Source organism: Paraliobacillus sp. X-1268, from assembly GCF_003426095.1.
In the GTDB taxonomy this organism is placed as follows: domain Bacteria; phylum Bacillota; class Bacilli; order Bacillales; family Amphibacillaceae; genus Paraliobacillus_A; species Paraliobacillus_A zengyii.
In genome coordinates this window covers 19,523-36,084 of sequence record NZ_QJSK01000018.1, presented here as the reverse complement: position 1 = coordinate 36,084, position 16,562 = coordinate 19,523, and the positions used below count along the sequence as shown (strand labels likewise).

The following is a 16,562-nucleotide window of genomic DNA, read 5'->3' as shown; positions in this document are numbered from 1 at the left end:
ATTACCTCCTAGCCCTTTAAAAGGTGGCCTAATTTTGATTTTTTTGTTTCTAAATATTTCTCATTATCTTTATTAGCTTCTATTTGAATAGATCTACGCTCCACCACTTCTAACCCGTATTCAGTCATACTTGATATTTTACGTGGGTTATTCGTTAAGATCGCCAATTTACCTACACCAAGATCTTTTAACATTTGAGCGCTAACAGCATAATCACGAAGATCATCTGGAAAACCAAGTTGATGATTTGCCTCAACTGTATCGTAGCCCTCTTCTTGCAATTTATAGGCTTTTAGTTTGTTTAATAGACCAATACCTCTACCTTCTTGTCTCATATAAATAAGTATACCTTTACCAGCCGCTTCAATTTCTTCTAATGCTTGTTCCAGTTGTGGTCCACAATCACAACGCTTAGAACCAAATACATCACCTGTTAAACATTCGGAGTGAACCCTGACAAGCGGGATGTCTTCTGTCCCAATTTCACCTTTCAATAGTGCTAAGTGTTCTTTCCTAGTCCATTTTTCTGTATAGGCGATTAATTTAAAATCACCATAACTTGTTGGAAGGTCAATTTCCACTTCTTTTTCCACTAATTTATCATATCTTTTACGGTAGGCAATTAAATCTTGAATCGATATAATCGCCATGTTTTCCTTTTCGGCAATAGCTTTCAATTCTGGTAACCGTGCCATTGTGCCGTCTTCTTGCATAATTTCACAAATAACACCCGCTGGTGCTGAACCAGCCAACCTCGCTAAATCAACAGCAGCTTCCGTGTGTCCAGGTCGTTCCAAAACTCCCGCATCCTTAGCTAATAAAGGGAAAACATGTCCCGGTCGTTTAAAGTCTAGCGCAACTGATCGCTCATCAATTAATTTCTGGATAGTCAGTGAACGTTCATAAGCACTAATTCCTGTTTTTGTATCGGCATGATCGACACTAATCGTAAAAGCCGTGCCATGTGCATCTGTATTGCGTAATACCATATCATCCAAACCTAATTTTGTTGTAATAGAAGACGCGAGCGGTGTACAAATTAACCCTCGTCCCTCTTTTGCCATATAGTTAATTACTTCTGGTGTCGCATGTTCAGCAAGTGAAACAAAGTCACCCTCATTTTCACGATCTTCATCATCTACAACAATGATAATTTTACCCATTTTCAATGCTTCTAGTGCTTCTGGTATCGTATTAAGCATTATCTTTCACTCCTATCCAATAAAACCATAGTTTTGTAATTTTTCTTTTGTTAATGCTTCTTTTGTTGATTCAGATTTATTTTCGGCAAAACGCGTACTTAATAGTCGCTCCATATATTTTGCCAACATGTCATACTCTAAATTGACACGGTCTCCCAGTGTCTTCTCTCCTAAAATAGTAGCCTTCTGCGTTTCAGGAATTAAAGAAATAACAAAACTATCGTCTGTTACATCAAAAACAGTAAGTGATGTTCCATCTACTGTAACCGATCCTTTTGGCATCAAGTAGGGTAAACTCTTACTATCAACTGAAATTGCCATATAGCGCGCATTAGCCTCTGTCCAGATTCGATCAATTTCTCCAACCGTATCAACATGACCTGAAACAAAATGGCCGCCAAATCTTCCATTTGCATGCATTGCTCTTTCTAAATTAACTTGCATACCAATTTCCGATTTTGATAAGGAAGAATAACGATATGTTTCTGGCATTACATCAACCGAAAAGCCTTTTGTATCAAAACTAGTAACAGTTAAACATACACCGTTAACTGAGATACTATCACCGATTTTGACATCAGCCAAAACAGTCTCTGCATTAATCGTAAGTTTTAAACTATTTGCTTGTTGCTTTACCGCCTTCATTCTACCTTTTTCTTCAATAATCCCAGTAAACATTTAGTCTCCCTCCTGTAAAGGTCGTGCAATTATTTTAATATCAGGACCTACTTGTTCTATCGATTTAATATCTAGATCAATTGCTTCCTTCATATTATTTGGAGAAATACCGCCGACAACAGAAATTGCATCACTTCCTGCTAATAGTTTTGGCGCAATGTACCAATGGCATTCTTGAAATAAACCTTCTCTAACAAAAGAACCATGTAACGTACTGCCACCTTCAACATATAACGATTGAATACCATGTTCTCCTAAGATATCAAGTACAGCAGTTATTTCTAGTTTTTCAGTTTGTAATTGTATTAACTTAACATGTGCATGTTTACGTTGAAAGTCATTTGTATCAGCGTTTTTACCACAAATAATCCAAGTGGTAGCTTCATTGTCTAAAATTTTAGCATCTGGATTAATCATTAAATTTGTGTCTAAAATAATACGAATAGGATTTTTACCACCTTGGGGCAATCTAGTGGTTAATCGTGGATCATCTTGCTTAATCGTATTACTCCCAACCATAATCGCGTCATGTATTGCACGTTGCTTATGGACATCTTCTCTCGCTTCTTCAGATGTAATCCATTTGCTATCGCCAGTTGCTGTCGCAGTTTTGCCGTCTAACGTCATCGCGGCTTTTAACGTGACAAATGGTCGTTTATTTTTCATATAATAAAAGAAATATTGGTTTATCTTTAACGCTCTTTCTTCCTTCAAACCAACTTCTACTTCTATTCCAGCCTTTTTTAAAATTTCAATTCCCTTTCCTGCAACTTCTGGATTAGGATCAACACAAGCAATATAAACTTTTTTCACTTTTCGTTGCACAAGTAGTTCTGCACATGGGGGTGTCTTACCATAGTGAGCACAAGGCTCTAAGGTAACATAGACATCCGAACCTTCTGCCTCTTCTCCTGCCTGTTGCATGGCAAGAACTTCTGCATGTCCTTCGCCAGCTTTGAGATGACTTCCCATTCCAATAATTCTGCCATCTTTAACAACGACTGAACCAACAGATGGATTTGGGCTTGTTTGTCCTATTGTGCTCGTAGCAAGTGATAATGCTAAATCCATGTATGTCTCTTTTGTCACAAGTATCCACTCCTTATAGCGGAAATACAAAAGCCCCAGATCATTTAAGATGATCCGGGGCTTTTTTTGATAGACTAATACTCCTAAATAGAGTGATTAGCTCTGATAAGCGTTAGCAAACAAACGCATGCCTGTTCCATACGTTTATTGTTGTTTTTCTTTTCCCATCCAGACTTTCACTGTCGGCTTTGGAATCACACCAAATCCACCTTCGCACAAAATGTGCTCCGGGTCACGGACTAAAGGTATTACGCATACCTATCACCGTCGGTCGGGATTTACACCCTGCCCCAAAGAAAAACCTATTCAATTGTTCATATTTTAACATGATATTATGTAAATTGCACGTAAAAAAATTCAAGAAGAGTCAATTGATCCTATTCCGATCTGCTACAAGAACAAAACCATGTGATCGGCATCATAATAGGTATCCTTATACTTTAATGATCTTTCTTCTGTACCACATATTTCAAACCCCATTGATTTATATACCTTTTTGGCTGCACTATTCTTTGCAGAAACAGTTAAATAAAGTTGTTCTATTTCGTTTATAGTTTTCGCCTTTTCAATTGCCTTTAGTAGTAACGCATTACCTAATCCCTTACCTCTGTTTTCTGGTTTAACGTAAACAGCAACAATATTTGCTCTGTGCTTTAACTTTAATTTAGTTTCCTTAACTAAAGAAATAGTACCAATAAGCTCAGACTGTTCAAAAGCTCCAAAAGTAAAGGAGTCTAACGATAATTTAAACCTATTTATATACTTTTCTATGGAATCGTTTTTTTCCTCTTCATAACTTGAACCAAATGCTTCCGGATTTTCTTGTAGTGCAATCAGCCTGTTCGTAAGGTATTCAGAGGCATCATCTGCTACTAATTGTCTTATTTCCATTTGATTTCCCTCTTTTCATCCTTTACCTTTATCGACACTCATGTTTAATCGGAGTAATGTTATTTTCTTACTAGTAGCCCTGATAATCAGAAATAAGATGTAACCAATAATAGTTCCAGAAGAATTAAATAATAGATCATCAACTGTTCCATACCTTGTAGGTGTAAAAGTTGCTTGTGTTAATTCAATTGTTAATGAAAAGATGAATCCTAAAATTAGTATTATAAAAAAATTCCGGGTATGCCTAAATAAGATAGGTGTGAGAAGACCAAATGGAACAAATAGCATGATATTACCTACTGAGTAAAGCAATTGGAACATTAGATAGCCATCTGCCATATTTAATAGGTTATAAAAGAGGTTTAGATCAAAGCTAATAGACCGTTCTTCTGCTAGTACATTTATAAAATAAAATGGTCGCATGGTTAGATAAGATACCGCTAATAAATAGACAAAAAATAGATGTATAATTATTTCTTTGATTAAGTTAAAATGTCTTTTGTTTTTTATGTAATGGTTACCTCTAAACCATATCCAAAATAAAATAGTAAATACATATATTATTAGAGGATCTAATATGATCATTCTTAAGTATCCTTCCTATAGCCAGTAATCATTTTTACGTTGTAACATATAGTTGGACGTCTTGTCCACCTAATATAATACTCTTCTCTAATACCATGTTTAATTTACTCGCTACCTTTTGAGAAGCAATGTTTCCTGGCTGAATAAGCGCAATAAATCGTTCTATTTTTAACTTCCGCTTTCCATAGTCTTTTAACGCTAATGCCGCTTCTGTTCCATACCCTTTTTGCCAGTAATCCCGAGCAATCCAATAACCTATTTCAAGCTCATTTACTCCATTAATTGTTTGCGGAACAATACCTGCATGTCCAATCGGTTTGTTACTTTTTTTATCAATTAAAAGATGTAGGCCTAAATTAGGATTACGCTCATATGTATCAAGAATCCAATTTAAGAATGTCTCCGCGCCACTATTATCTTTCGGTTTGCCATTCCCGATATACCTAACTATCTTAGGATCAGAAACTAATGCATATAAAAATGGAAGATCACCTTTATTATAAAAACGAAAACGTAACCTCTCTGATTCAATTCTCATATATAAACATCCTTTTTATATTTTATGCAATATAGGAAATGAAAAATGCCCTTATGAAAAAATAAGCATAGCCCACATCATTAAAATGGCTATGCTTATTTCCTACCTCACCGGCTACACACTCTCTACCTACCAAGCTCTTCTCCAATAATCCGGACTTCACGTTCTAATTCCACATTAAAGTTATTTTTTACTGTTTGTTGGACCATTTTAATTACCGCAATGTATTCTGAGGCTGTCGCATTATCTTTATTAACAATGAAACCAGCATGTTTAGTCGATACTTCCGCACCACCAATACCTTTTCCTTGCAAATCACTGTCTTGAATCAGCTGACCAGCAAAATATCCCGGTGGTCTTTTAAACACACTACCGCATGAAGGGTATTCAAGTGGCTGCTTCGACTCTCGTTTAAAAGTTAAGTCATCCATCACTTCTTTAATTTCTTTTTCTGAGGCAGGTTGTAAAGCGAAATGCGCCTCTAAAACGATATATTCTTTATCTGGAATGTTACTTGTACGGTAGCCTAAATCTAATTCAGAAGCCTGAAGTGTATTTACTTCACCGTACTTATTAACAACGACTGCCCTTTTCAGGCAATCTTTCACTTCGCCACCATATGCTCCAGCATTCATATATAACGCTCCACCAACTGTTCCAGGAATACCACACGCAAATTCTAGACCCGAAAGTTTTTCTTGTAATGCTTTCTTCGATACATCTATAATGCGTGCACCACTCTCTGCAATCAACGTGTTTTCTTCTCGTCTCACAGCAGTGAAACGCTTCGGACTCATGACAATACCACGAATCCCACCGTCTCTTACAATTAAATTAGAACCATTCCCTAATAGGGTAAACGGGATTTTTTCGCGGTTAGCGAATCTGACAATTTCTTGTACTTCAGCTACACTAGCTGGTGTTACAAAGAAGTCTGCTTTTCCGCCTAGTTTAGTATACGTATGATTTTTTATAAGTTCATCTATTAAAATATTAGTTTCTGCTGTTAGTTGAAGTAAATCTTGATAAATCGAATGGTTTTCCACGATTTTAATCATCCTTTAATTTGTCTATATGACATAGTAAAACTGCACATTAAATTATAGCAGGAGTTTGGATGATAAGCCAACAGGATTTCATTGGAACTGTTAAATAACCGTTGCTCCTAGCGTATTAATAAAATGTTCAAGTGCCCAATCATGTCCTGCTTTATTAAAACTCGCTACCGCTTCTTGATAAATCACAAGTTCAAAACCTTTGTTATAAGCATCTATTGCCGTATGCAACACACAAATATCCGTACATACGCCCACTATATGCAATTCCTCAATTTGACGTTCCCGTAATTTAATCTCTAAGTCTGTCCCAACAAAGGCACTGTAACGTGTTTTATCCATATAATATACATTTGATTGATCTTTCATTTGATTATATAAAGACTGTAGTTCACCATAAAGCTCACGACCTGAACTTCCTTTTATATTATGCGGTGGAAACAATTCAGTTTCAGGGTGAAAGGTATCCTCTTCGTCATGGCCATCAATAGCAAAGACCACATATTCACCAGCACCAATAAACTGTTCGGTCAATCCTACAATTTTATTTTCTATTAATTGTCCTGGCTCACCGCAAGTTAAGTTACCCTCATCTGCCACAAAATCATTTGTATAATCAACATTAATTAATGCTCGTTTAGTCAATATGTTCACACTCCTATATTTTTAATAAATCGGTATTTAGAAAATTCAGTAAGCTAATTATAGCGTAAATATAAGTAATATTGAACACACTATACAAAAAAACCTTTAAGATAACAGCCTGTTATCTTAAAGGTTTTGTCTACTGTCTTTTTTATAAAGAGGGCATGCCATGTACAGATTTAACTTCTAAATATTCCTCAATTCCAAAGTCACCCCACTCACGGCCTATACCAGATTGCTTATAGCCACCAAATGGTGCTAAAAAGTCAGTGTCTGCATCATTTACTGTAATGCGACCAGCCTTAATATTTGAAGCAACATCGCGCAATGTTTCTGGAGCTTTACCTACTACATAACCGGCTAGACCATAGATCGTGTCATTGGCAATTTGTATTGCATGGTCGAGGTCATCATACGTAATAATACTCATTACCGGCCCAAATATTTCTTCTTGAGCAATAACAGAATCATTTGATACGTCTGTAAATACAGTTGGTTTTGCATAATAGCCTTTCTCAAGTCCATCTGGTTTTCCAGTTCCACCGACAAGTAGCGTTGCTTCTTTCATTCCTTTTTCAATGTAAGATTGTACCGTATCCCATTGATCTTTAGAAACTAATGGTCCTGTTGCAATACCATCTTTTCTAGGATCACCAACTGGAAACGTCGGTAGAATTTTTTGAACACTTTTTTCAAATTCATCCTTCATAGACTTTGAGACAATTATTCTTGTTGCTGCTGAACAAACCTGACCTGAATTCGTCATAATATGTGAGATTGCAGATTTAGCAGCTTCATCCACATCTGCATCTTCTAATACGATAAGCGGTGATTTACCACCCAATTCAAGTGCTACTTTCTTGATTGATTCAGCAGCATTTTTCATTATTTTTTCACCTACCGCACCAGAACCCGTAAAGGATACAAAAGAAATATCCGGATGCGTACTGATTCCATCACCAATAACCGAACCGGAACCATTAACAAGGTTAAATGCTCCTTTAGGTAGACCAGCCTCATCAATTATATCCGCAAGAATCATTGCAGCAAATGGTGTTTTTGATGCCGGCTTTAAAACGACTGGGCTTCCGGCTGCGATTGCACTAGCGATTTTAGTTGATGTCTGATTGGTCGGAAAGTTCCAAGGTGTTATTAAACCACTCACACCAATTGTTTCTTTTAGAACGGTATGACCCCCTCGGTCCTCCGTAAATTCAAAGGATTTCAATGCTTTAATTGCGTTACTAAAGTGATTAAGTCCCATGGTATAGTGAACCTCTTCAGAAACAGTTAGTGGTGACCCTAATTCATCTGTCATGACTTCAATTAATTCATTTTTTCGCTTTTTATAGCCTTCGACAATATTCTCTAACCACTGTATACGCTCTTCTCTCGTTGATTTAGAGTAAGATGGTAATACCGTTTTTGCTGCATTGACAGCTTTATCTAAATCTTCCGTTGTTCCTGAACTAATAGTTCCGATTGTTTCTTCTGTAGCTGGATTTATGACATCAATCGTTTCAGAACCGCTCGATTCAATCCATTTTCCATTAATAAAATGTTGTGTTTGATTCTTCATGATATCTCTCCTCTATATTATTTAGCTTGTTTATTTGAAATTGCTCACACTACTTTTATACCCGTTGTTTACAAAATAAAACAATTGAAACATTATTCAAATACTAAAAAACATACAAAAAAAGTCCTGAATCACTAGTAATCTAGTGATTCAGGACTTCTATTATCGTTATCCCATTAATGCAACCATCAATGCTTTTTGCGCATGTAAACGATTTTCCGCTTCTTGGAAAACTACTGAATGATCCCCATCAATAATCTCAGCAGTTACTTCTTCACCACGATGGGCGGGTAAACAATGCATAAAAGTATAATCAGCTTTTGCATGTTGTAATAATTCGGTATTCACTTGATAGGAAGCAAACAGTTTTTCACGGGCTTTTTGTTCACTTTCCTGTCCCATACTTGCCCATACATCTGTATAAATAATATCAGCACCTTTAATTGCTTCAATTGGATCAGATGTAATGGTAATGTCAGTTCCATTCGCAATCGCTTTTGCTTTATCAACAACTGATTGATTGGGTAAGTATCCAACTGGAGCAGCTGTGCTAAAGTGCATACCCATTGTTGCGGCACCCAACATTAATGAATGTGCCATGTTATTCCCATCACCAATATAAGCTATTTTTAAACCAGCCAATTGACCTTTAACCTCTTCAATTGTTTGTAAATCGGCCAACACTTGGCAAGGATGATAGAGGTCTGTTAATCCATTAATAACTGGAATACTCGCATTAGCAGCCAATTCTTCTACATCAGATTGTGCAAAAGTCCGAATCATAATACCGTCTAAATAACCTGATAAAACTTTTGCTGTGTCAGAAATTGGTTCACCTCTACCAATCTGGATATCCTTAGAGCTTAAGAATAATCCCGTTCCACCAAGTTGATAAATTCCTGCTTCAAAGGATACGCGTGTACGAGTCGAAGATTTTTCAAAGATTAAGCCGAGTACTTTACCCTGTAAAGGCTGATATACTTCACCCTGCTTTTTCTTCTGTTTGATTTCTTTGGCTAGTTGAAGTAAATACGTAATTTCTTCTTTACTATAATCAGCTAGCGTTAGAAAATCTCTTCCAGCCAGTTGTGTTTGTAAGTCTTTTACAGCTACGGTCATCGTAACACACGCTCCTTTTTATTAAGTTTATTACCATCCAATTGATAATGATTAATGGCAAAAGGTGCCTCTTGCTCACCTGTGGTTGCCTTTAAGTATGCAACAAAAGTTTCAGAGGCTGTCAGACATATCACACCTGCCTGTAGTGTGCTTTCACGTAATTGTTTATGTGCTTCACCCAATTTCGTGCTACACACTAAAACAAATGTTTCCGCATCATTTGCTTCAGTAGCTACCTCTACAGATAAAACTTGTTCCACATTTATATTATTTGCTTTTAAAAGATCTGCTGTTTTTTGATCAGCAACAATCTTTCCTTCTATATCGTTGAGCGCTTCAATAAGGCTATTACTAATCTCATCTAATGAGAGATAAATGCTTTTTTCACTCGTAATTGGTTGAAAAAATTCATTTTTCCAACCAAACGCTTTAGCCATTGCAGCCTCAACGGTTGAACCAATACCAATTGCTTCTCCTGTAGACTTCATTTCTGGCCCTACTATTGGATCAAGACCAGGTAATTTATTTGTTGAGAAAACTGGCATTTTCACTGCATAGAATGGAACATCTTCATGTAAACCAAGTTTCCATTCTTGCTCATCTAACTTTTCTCCCATTTGCACACGTGTGGCTAAATCTATCATTGGCACACCGGTTACCTTACTAGCAATAGGAACGGTTCTTGATGCACGCGGATTTACTTCTAAAACATAAATGGTCTTTCGATCTGCACTAATAACGAATTGAATATTCATAATCCCTTTTACATTTAATGCTGCTGATATTTTCTGTGTATATGTTTCAATCGTTTCTTTCTCTGTTTTCGATAAGCTTGGTGCCGGAAATATTGCGACACTATCTCCTGAATGCACACCTGCTCGTTCTACGTGCTCAAAAATACCAGGAATCAAAATATCTTCTCCATCACATATTGCATCTACTTCTACTTCACTACCAGTAATAAAACGATCTATTAATAATGGAAAAATGCGATTATGGCTTGTGCTTTCTTTTATTTGATCAATATGGGCAACTAAAGCCGCTTCATCCTCGATAATAACCATACCCTGCCCGCCAATAACATACGACGGACGAATTAAGATAGGATAACCTATTTTTGCTGCCATTGCTTTCGCATCACCTTTACTCATTACCGTATCACCTGGTATATGGGGTATATCTAATTTCTTCAATAGTTGATAAAATTGATCGCGATCTTCTGTTGCTTCTATTACACTCAATTCGGTACCGATAATCTTAACACCTTGTTTAGCTAATCCATCTGCTAGATTAATAGCTGTCTGTCCGCCAAACTGAATGAGCACACCTTCTGCCTTTTCTTTTTTTACAACTTGTAGGACATCTTCCTCTGTCAACGGTTCAAAGTATAAATGATCAGCCGTATTAAAATCGGTACTAACTGTTTCTGGATTATTATTAACTACAACAGCATCAATATTTTGGTCTTTTAACGACATCGCCGCATGAACCGAACAATAATCAAATTCAACTCCCTGACCAATTCTAATAGGTCCTGAACCCAATACGACCATTCTTCTTTTCCCTGTTAACGCTTCTACTTCATCTATTTCATTCCATGAACTATAAAAGTAAGGGGTGTCAGCTGAAAATTCTGCAGCACATGTATCTACCATTTTATAAGAAGGAAATATCTTACTTTCTTCTAATTTCTGTTGGATAACAGTCGTATCTACATGCCATAAGCTAGCTAACCGCTTATTCGATATACCGAATTGTTTCGCTTTCTTCAAGTCTTGCACAGACACTTTATCCCATGCTTTTTGTTCAAGTGCTTTTTCTATTTCGATCATTAATGCAATCTCATGTAAAAAATACTTTGTAATTTCTGTAATCTCATGTATTTGTTGAATCGTATAGCCTCGACGATAAGCTTCTGCAATTACAAATAATCGTTCATCTGTTGCAAGATCTAAAGCCTGCTTCAACTCTTGATCCGTTAATTTTTCTACCCCAGGTAAGTACAGGGAATCCAAACCAATTTCTAATGACCGTATCGCCTTGTTCATTGCTGTCGGGAAGTTACGAGCTAATGCCATTACCTCACCTGTTGCTTTCATTTGTGTTCCTAACAAGCGATTTGCTTGATGAAATTTATCAAATGGCCAGCGTGGTATTTTGACAGCGATATAATCAATTGCCGGTTCAAAACTTGCATACGTATCTCCCGTAATTGGGTTTAGCACTTCATCTAAGTGATAACCAAGTGCTAACTTTGCTGCAATACGTGCAATCGGGTAACCTGTAGCTTTCGATGCCAAGGCACTAGAACGGCTTACACGTGGATTTACCTCAATAATAATGTGTTCATTACTGTTGGGATTAAGTGCAAACTGAATATTACAACCTCCAATAACCCCGAGCTCGCGAATTACTTTAACCGAAGAAGTACGCAACATTTGATATTGATAATCATTTAATGTCTGGGACGGTGCTACAACAATACTGTCTCCCGTATGCACACCAACTGGATCAAGATTCTCCATGTTACAAACGATAATACACGTATCGTTATCGTCACGCATCACTTCGTACTCAATCTCTTTCCAACCTTTAACACTTTGTTCTATTAACACTTGGCCGATTGGACTAGCATGCATACCACTTTTCACTATTTTTCTAAGCTCTGTTTCATCTTTAACAATTCCCCCACCAGCTCCACCTAGTGTATATGCTGGGCGAACAATCAATGGATAACCTACAGACATAGCAAAACGAATGGCTTCATCCACAGATGTAGTGGAGACACTTTCTGCAGTAGGTTCACCAATCTCTTTCATCATTGCTTTAAAAATTTCTCGGTCTTCCCCTTTTTTTATTGTTTCTAATGGGGTACCTAATAATTCGACATTATTTACTGCTAGAACATTTGCTTCTGTCAATTCCATCGCTAGATTTAAGCCTGTTTGCCCACCCAACGTAGGCAACAGACCATCTGGTTTTTCTTTTTCAATAATCTTCGTTAAAGAAAGAAGTGTCAGTGGCTCTAAATAAACCTTATCTGCAATATTTTCATCGGTCATTATCGTAGCTGGATTATTGTTGACCAGTATCACTTCAATACCTTCTTCTTTTAATGCTAAGCATGCTTGTGTACCGGCATAATCAAACTCAGCAGCTTGCCCGATCACGATTGGACCAGAGCCAATCACGATTACTTTTTTTATAGAATCTAACTTAGGCATGCTGTTTCTCCCCTTTTACGCTTAACTGTTCAATAAAGTTAACAAAAATATGATGTGTATCAATTGGCCCAGGATGTGCTTCTGGATGAAATTGAACTGTCATTACATCTTTTGTCTTATGCTTTAATCCTTCGACTGATTTATCATTTACATTTATATAAGAAACGTTCCATTCATTCTGATTTATAGAAGCTTCGTCCACAACGTAACCATGATTTTGTGACGTTATTACTACTTTTCCAGTTAACAAGTTTTTGACTGGATGGTTACTACCACGATGACCATAAGGTAAACGTTTTGTTGAGCCACCAAATGCCAATGCAATTAACTGATGTCCTAAACAAATCCCTAATGTAGGATACATTTCTGCAACCTGCTTAATTGTCGATAATTGTGGTGTCAGACTTTTAGGATCCCCTGGACCATTTGTTAAAATAATACCATCAGGTTTTAGAGAGATAATCGTTTCGAGCGTTGTATTATAAGGAACGACTGTTACATCGCAACCCAACTCTAATAATGATTGTGTGATCGAGTGTTTATAACCAAAATCCATTACTACCATATGTTGTCTTAAAAAGGAGGAAGGTACATGTAACGCGGTCAATTGTTGGATTTTATCAACGGATACTTTTTGAACGATAGTTGGGTCAACTTGACAATATGTCGGGACATCTTTAATATCTGATGTGATTTTACCGTACACTTCTCCATGTTCACGAATAATACGCGTTAATGCACGTGTATCAATTCCATATAAGGCTGGAATTTCATACGTGTTAATCATCTCCACAATTGAATAGCTAGACTGATAATGCTCTGGTGTATCACAGGCATTTGAAATAATTAACCCCGCTAATGCTGGGTGGATACTTTCTTTACTTATATCGTTACAACCATAATTACCGATCAACGGATATGTTAACGTAACAATCTGTCCAGCATAAGAAGGATCAGTCATTACTTCCTGATAACCTGTCATTGCGGTATTAAAAACCATTTCACCTTCTTTTGAAATAGGTTTTCCAAGCCATTTTCCTTCCAATACATCCCCTGTATTTAAAACAAGATAACCTATTTCTTCTGTCATGATTTCTCCCTCCAGATCCGTACAAGTAATAAATATACTGAATAACTTATAAATATACATTTTATTTTTAAGGAAAAACTAGCCGCAGCTAGTTTTCTATTGTATTCGTCTATTAATCTGTGACAGCTAATGAATCAATTAACTGTGCTTTTGTATTAATCCATTCTATATTTTGGTCAAAGAGTGCATTAGCTTGTTTCAATTGATCTTCGACGCGATTACGAGCTGTACCACCAGCCACATTTCGTGCATTAACAACCGCTTTTGGTTCTAATACATCATAAATATCATGTTCGATTACATCTGAAAATTGCTTAAACTCTTCTATTGATAAATCTAGTAAATATTTTTGTTTTTCTATACTATATAGTACTGTTTGACCAACCACTGCATGTGCCTCACGAAAAGGAAGATCTTTTCCAACTAGATAATCAGCTAAGTCAGTTGCGTTGGAATAATCCTTGGCAACAGCTTGATACATATTTTCTTTTTTTACATCCATTGTTTCAATCATTGGTGCAAAAAGCGCTAAAGCACCTTTGAGCGTTTCTACTGTATCAAACATACCTTCTTTATCCTCTTGCATATCTTTATTGTATGCAAGTGGCAAACCTTTTAAGGTTGTTAACATACCCATTAAATGACCAATAACTCGACCCGATTTCCCACGAACCAATTCAGGTACATCCGGGTTTTTCTTTTGCGGCATCATACTGCTACCCGTACAAAATGCGTCATCCAGTTCAATAAAATTAAACTCAGCACTTGACCATTGGACAAGTTCTTCTGATAAGCGTGATAAATGAATCGAAACCAGTGATGCATCCGCTAAAAACTCAACAACAAAATCACGATCACTTACCGAATCCAAACTATTTTCTGTAATGCCGTCAAAATGTAACTTCTCTGCCACATAGGCACGATCAATCGCAAATGATGTTCCTGCTAAAGCACCTGCTCCTAGCGGTGAACGGTTCACTCGTTTCCAACTATCTGCTAATCTTTCTACATCACGCTGCAACATAAAGACATAAGCCATCATGTGGTGAGCAAATAAAACAGGTTGTGCTCTTTGCAGATGCGTATAACCAGGTAATATGGTGTCTAAATTATTTGTAGCTTGTTGATATAGCGCTTGTTGTAAGTCAACCAACAACTGGCTAACTGTTACTATTGCATCTCGTAAATATAAACGCATATCCAATGCAACTTGATCATTTCTACTTCGACCGGTATGGAGTTTACCACCAACCGCACCTACCTCATCAATCAATAGTTTTTCCACGTTCATATGAATATCTTCATTTTCTTCAGTTAGTTCAGCTTCACCATTAGCTATTTTAGTAGCCACGACCTTTAGTCCTTTGGCAATAGTTTCAGCGTCTTTTAACGATATAATATCGCATTTCCCTAACATTTCAACATGGGCGAGACTTCCTTGAATATCGAAAGTTGCTAGTTTTTGATCGTAACGAATCGATGCTGTATATTCATCTACTAATTGATTCGTTGGTTTTGTGAATCGTCCCCCCCATAGTTTCATTGCTTTACCGCTTCCTTTACGTCAATCGTTGTTTTCGTAATGGATGCTTTCTTATTTTGTTGTGCCTTCGTTACAGTCTCGTGAACCTGCGTAGGTAGACCCCATAGTTTGATAAACCCAAGTGCTGCATCATGATCAAATGCATCGCCTTTAGAATATGTTGCAAGGTCCATATCATATAAAGAATGTTCAGATTTACGTCCAACAACCTGTGCTTGCCCTTTGTATAATTTCACTTTCACTGTACCAGACACATATGTTTGTGTTTCTTTAATAAATGCTTGTAATGCTTCTGTCAATGGCGAATACCATAAGCCATCATATATTGTTTGTGCTAATTTTTGTTCGATTGTTGGTTTGAACTGCGCTACTTCTCTTGGTAATGTCAAAGCTTCAAGCTCTTGGTGTGCTGCAATTAAAGTTAAAGCAGCTGGTGCCTCATAAATTTCACGTGATTTAATTCCTACTAACCTGTTTTCCACATGGTCGATACGTCCAACGCCATGTTTACCAGCAATTTTATTTAATTCTAATATTAATTCATCTAAAGGAAATTCTTTTCCATCAATTGCAACTGGTTTTCCAGCTTTAAATGAAATTTGAATAGTCTCAGGTGTGTTAGGTGCATCAATAGGATCAACTGTTAAATCAAATGCATCCTTTGGCGCCTCTGCCCAAGGGTCTTCTAAAATTCCACATTCATTACTACGTCCCCATAAGTTTTGATCTACACTATATGGACTTTGTAGGCCAACAGGTACTGGAATATTATTTTCCGCTGCATACGCGATTTCTTCATCTCTTGTCATCTTCCATTCACGTACAGGTGCAACAATCTTCAATTTAGGATTTAATGCAGTAAATGCTACGTCAAATCGAACTTGGTCATTCCCTTTACCCGTACAACCATGTGCTACTGCAACCGCACCTTCTTGTTCTGCAATATCAACCAGTACTTTTGCAATTAACGGACGTGATAATGCAGAAATAAGTGGATATTTATCTTCATATAATAAGTTTGCTTGTAAAGCAGGTAAAACGTATTCCTCTGCAAATAACGCTTTTGCATCGACTGAATACGACTTTATTGCACCTACATCTAATGCTTTCTTTTTAACAAATTCAAGATCTTTACCTTCTCCTACATCCAAACCTACTGCAATAACATCATATTTATATTGATCCTGTAACCATTTAATTGCCACAGATGTATCTAATCCACCAGAATATGCTAAAACAATTTTTTCTTTTGCCATTTATAACCTCTCCAATCCCTTATTTAAATCAATTCGTTCAAAATGTATTTGGTATGAATTATTATGCA

The 16,562-nt window shown here is 36.8% G+C and carries 14 protein-coding genes and 1 riboswitch; all 14 genes read right to left on the bottom strand.

The window, feature by feature from the left end:
- Positions 1 to 8: 8 nt before the first annotated feature.
- The 14 genes from D2K62_RS15205 to D2K62_RS15140 all read right to left on the bottom strand — a co-directional run bounded on the left by D2K62_RS15205 (position 9) and on the right by D2K62_RS15140 (position 16,494).
- The gene (locus D2K62_RS15205; RefSeq protein WP_117161681.1) at positions 9 to 1,202 is read right to left on the bottom strand and encodes a bifunctional 3,4-dihydroxy-2-butanone-4-phosphate synthase/GTP cyclohydrolase II; all 1,194 of its coding nucleotides are present in this window, start codon (positions 1,200 to 1,202) and stop codon (positions 9 to 11) included.
- A gap of 12 nt (positions 1,203 to 1,214) precedes the next feature.
- Positions 1,215 to 1,880 (bottom strand): riboflavin synthase, encoded by a 666-nt coding sequence (gene ribE / locus D2K62_RS15200; protein ID WP_112179678.1) that lies wholly within the window; start codon positions 1,878 to 1,880, stop codon positions 1,215 to 1,217.
- The gene (gene ribD, locus D2K62_RS15195; protein WP_232828027.1) at positions 1,881 to 2,969 is read right to left on the bottom strand and encodes a bifunctional diaminohydroxyphosphoribosylaminopyrimidine deaminase/5-amino-6-(5-phosphoribosylamino)uracil reductase RibD; all 1,089 of its coding nucleotides are present in this window, start codon (positions 2,967 to 2,969) and stop codon (positions 1,881 to 1,883) included.
- Positions 2,970 to 3,121: 152 nt separating this feature from the next.
- Positions 3,122 to 3,271: riboswitch (FMN riboswitch) on the bottom strand.
- 88 nt (positions 3,272 to 3,359) lie between these two features.
- Positions 3,360 to 3,860, bottom strand: a complete 501-nt coding sequence (locus D2K62_RS15190) for a GNAT family N-acetyltransferase (protein WP_117161680.1) — start codon at positions 3,858 to 3,860, stop codon at positions 3,360 to 3,362.
- A gap of 15 nt (positions 3,861 to 3,875) precedes the next feature.
- Positions 3,876 to 4,445: a VanZ family protein gene (locus D2K62_RS15185; RefSeq protein WP_112179674.1), complete on the bottom strand. Its 570-nt coding sequence runs from the start codon at positions 4,443 to 4,445 to the stop codon at positions 3,876 to 3,878.
- A 34-nt stretch (positions 4,446 to 4,479) separates the two neighbouring features.
- The gene (locus D2K62_RS15180) at positions 4,480 to 4,983 is read right to left on the bottom strand and encodes a GNAT family N-acetyltransferase (RefSeq protein WP_112179673.1); all 504 of its coding nucleotides are present in this window, start codon (positions 4,981 to 4,983) and stop codon (positions 4,480 to 4,482) included.
- A 125-nt stretch (positions 4,984 to 5,108) separates the two neighbouring features.
- A complete protein-coding gene (gene murB / locus D2K62_RS15175; RefSeq protein WP_112182623.1) occupies positions 5,109 to 6,032 on the bottom strand; it encodes a UDP-N-acetylmuramate dehydrogenase in 924 nt (307 codons plus the stop codon).
- A 99-nt stretch (positions 6,033 to 6,131) separates the two neighbouring features.
- Positions 6,132 to 6,686 (bottom strand): cysteine hydrolase family protein, encoded by a 555-nt coding sequence (locus D2K62_RS15170; protein ID WP_112182622.1) that lies wholly within the window; start codon positions 6,684 to 6,686, stop codon positions 6,132 to 6,134.
- A gap of 148 nt (positions 6,687 to 6,834) precedes the next feature.
- A complete protein-coding gene (locus D2K62_RS15165; RefSeq protein WP_112179671.1) occupies positions 6,835 to 8,262 on the bottom strand; it encodes an aldehyde dehydrogenase family protein in 1,428 nt (475 codons plus the stop codon).
- Positions 8,263 to 8,430: 168 nt separating this feature from the next.
- Positions 8,431 to 9,381 (bottom strand): ornithine carbamoyltransferase, encoded by a 951-nt coding sequence (argF, locus tag D2K62_RS15160; protein WP_117161679.1) that lies wholly within the window; start codon positions 9,379 to 9,381, stop codon positions 8,431 to 8,433.
- On the bottom strand, positions 9,378 to 12,605 hold the full coding sequence (gene carB, locus D2K62_RS15155) for a carbamoyl-phosphate synthase (glutamine-hydrolyzing) large subunit (RefSeq protein WP_112179667.1): 3,228 nt from the start codon (positions 12,603 to 12,605) through the stop codon (positions 9,378 to 9,380). Before carB ends, argF begins: the two co-directional genes overlap by 4 nt.
- Positions 12,598 to 13,695, bottom strand: a complete 1,098-nt coding sequence (locus D2K62_RS15150) for a carbamoyl phosphate synthase small subunit (RefSeq protein WP_112179665.1) — start codon at positions 13,693 to 13,695, stop codon at positions 12,598 to 12,600. The genes carB and D2K62_RS15150 overlap by 8 nt, the downstream gene beginning before the upstream one ends.
- A gap of 112 nt (positions 13,696 to 13,807) precedes the next feature.
- Positions 13,808 to 15,238 (bottom strand): argininosuccinate lyase, encoded by a 1,431-nt coding sequence (gene argH / locus D2K62_RS15145; RefSeq protein ID WP_112179664.1) that lies wholly within the window; start codon positions 15,236 to 15,238, stop codon positions 13,808 to 13,810.
- Positions 15,235 to 16,494, bottom strand: coding sequence for an argininosuccinate synthase (locus tag D2K62_RS15140; protein WP_112179662.1), 1,260 nt, complete (start codon positions 16,492 to 16,494; stop codon positions 15,235 to 15,237). The genes argH and D2K62_RS15140 overlap by 4 nt, the downstream gene beginning before the upstream one ends.
- Between the last annotated feature and the right edge of the window lie 68 nt (positions 16,495 to 16,562).

Coding starts and splice junctions, on each gene's coding strand:
- D2K62_RS15185 (WP_112179674.1), bottom strand. CDS start 4,445: ATGATCATATTAGATCCTCTAATAATATATGTATTTACTATTTTATTT.
- D2K62_RS15140 (WP_112179662.1), bottom strand. CDS start 16,494: ATGGCAAAAGAAAAAATTGTTTTAGCATATTCTGGTGGATTAGATACA.
- carB (WP_112179667.1), bottom strand. CDS start 12,605: ATGCCTAAGTTAGATTCTATAAAAAAAGTAATCGTGATTGGCTCTGGT.
- D2K62_RS15165 (WP_112179671.1), bottom strand. CDS start 8,262: ATGAAGAATCAAACACAACATTTTATTAATGGAAAATGGATTGAATCG.
- D2K62_RS15180 (WP_112179673.1), bottom strand. CDS start 4,983: ATGAGAATTGAATCAGAGAGGTTACGTTTTCGTTTTTATAATAAAGGT.
- D2K62_RS15150 (WP_112179665.1), bottom strand. CDS start 13,695: ATGACAGAAGAAATAGGTTATCTTGTTTTAAATACAGGGGATGTATTG.
- D2K62_RS15190 (WP_117161680.1), bottom strand. CDS start 3,860: ATGGAAATAAGACAATTAGTAGCAGATGATGCCTCTGAATACCTTACG.
- argH (WP_112179664.1), bottom strand. CDS start 15,238: ATGAAACTATGGGGGGGACGATTCACAAAACCAACGAATCAATTAGTA.
- D2K62_RS15205 (WP_117161681.1), bottom strand. CDS start 1,202: ATGCTTAATACGATACCAGAAGCACTAGAAGCATTGAAAATGGGTAAA.
- ribE (WP_112179678.1), bottom strand. CDS start 1,880: ATGTTTACTGGGATTATTGAAGAAAAAGGTAGAATGAAGGCGGTAAAG.
- argF (WP_117161679.1), bottom strand. CDS start 9,381: ATGACCGTAGCTGTAAAAGACTTACAAACACAACTGGCTGGAAGAGAT.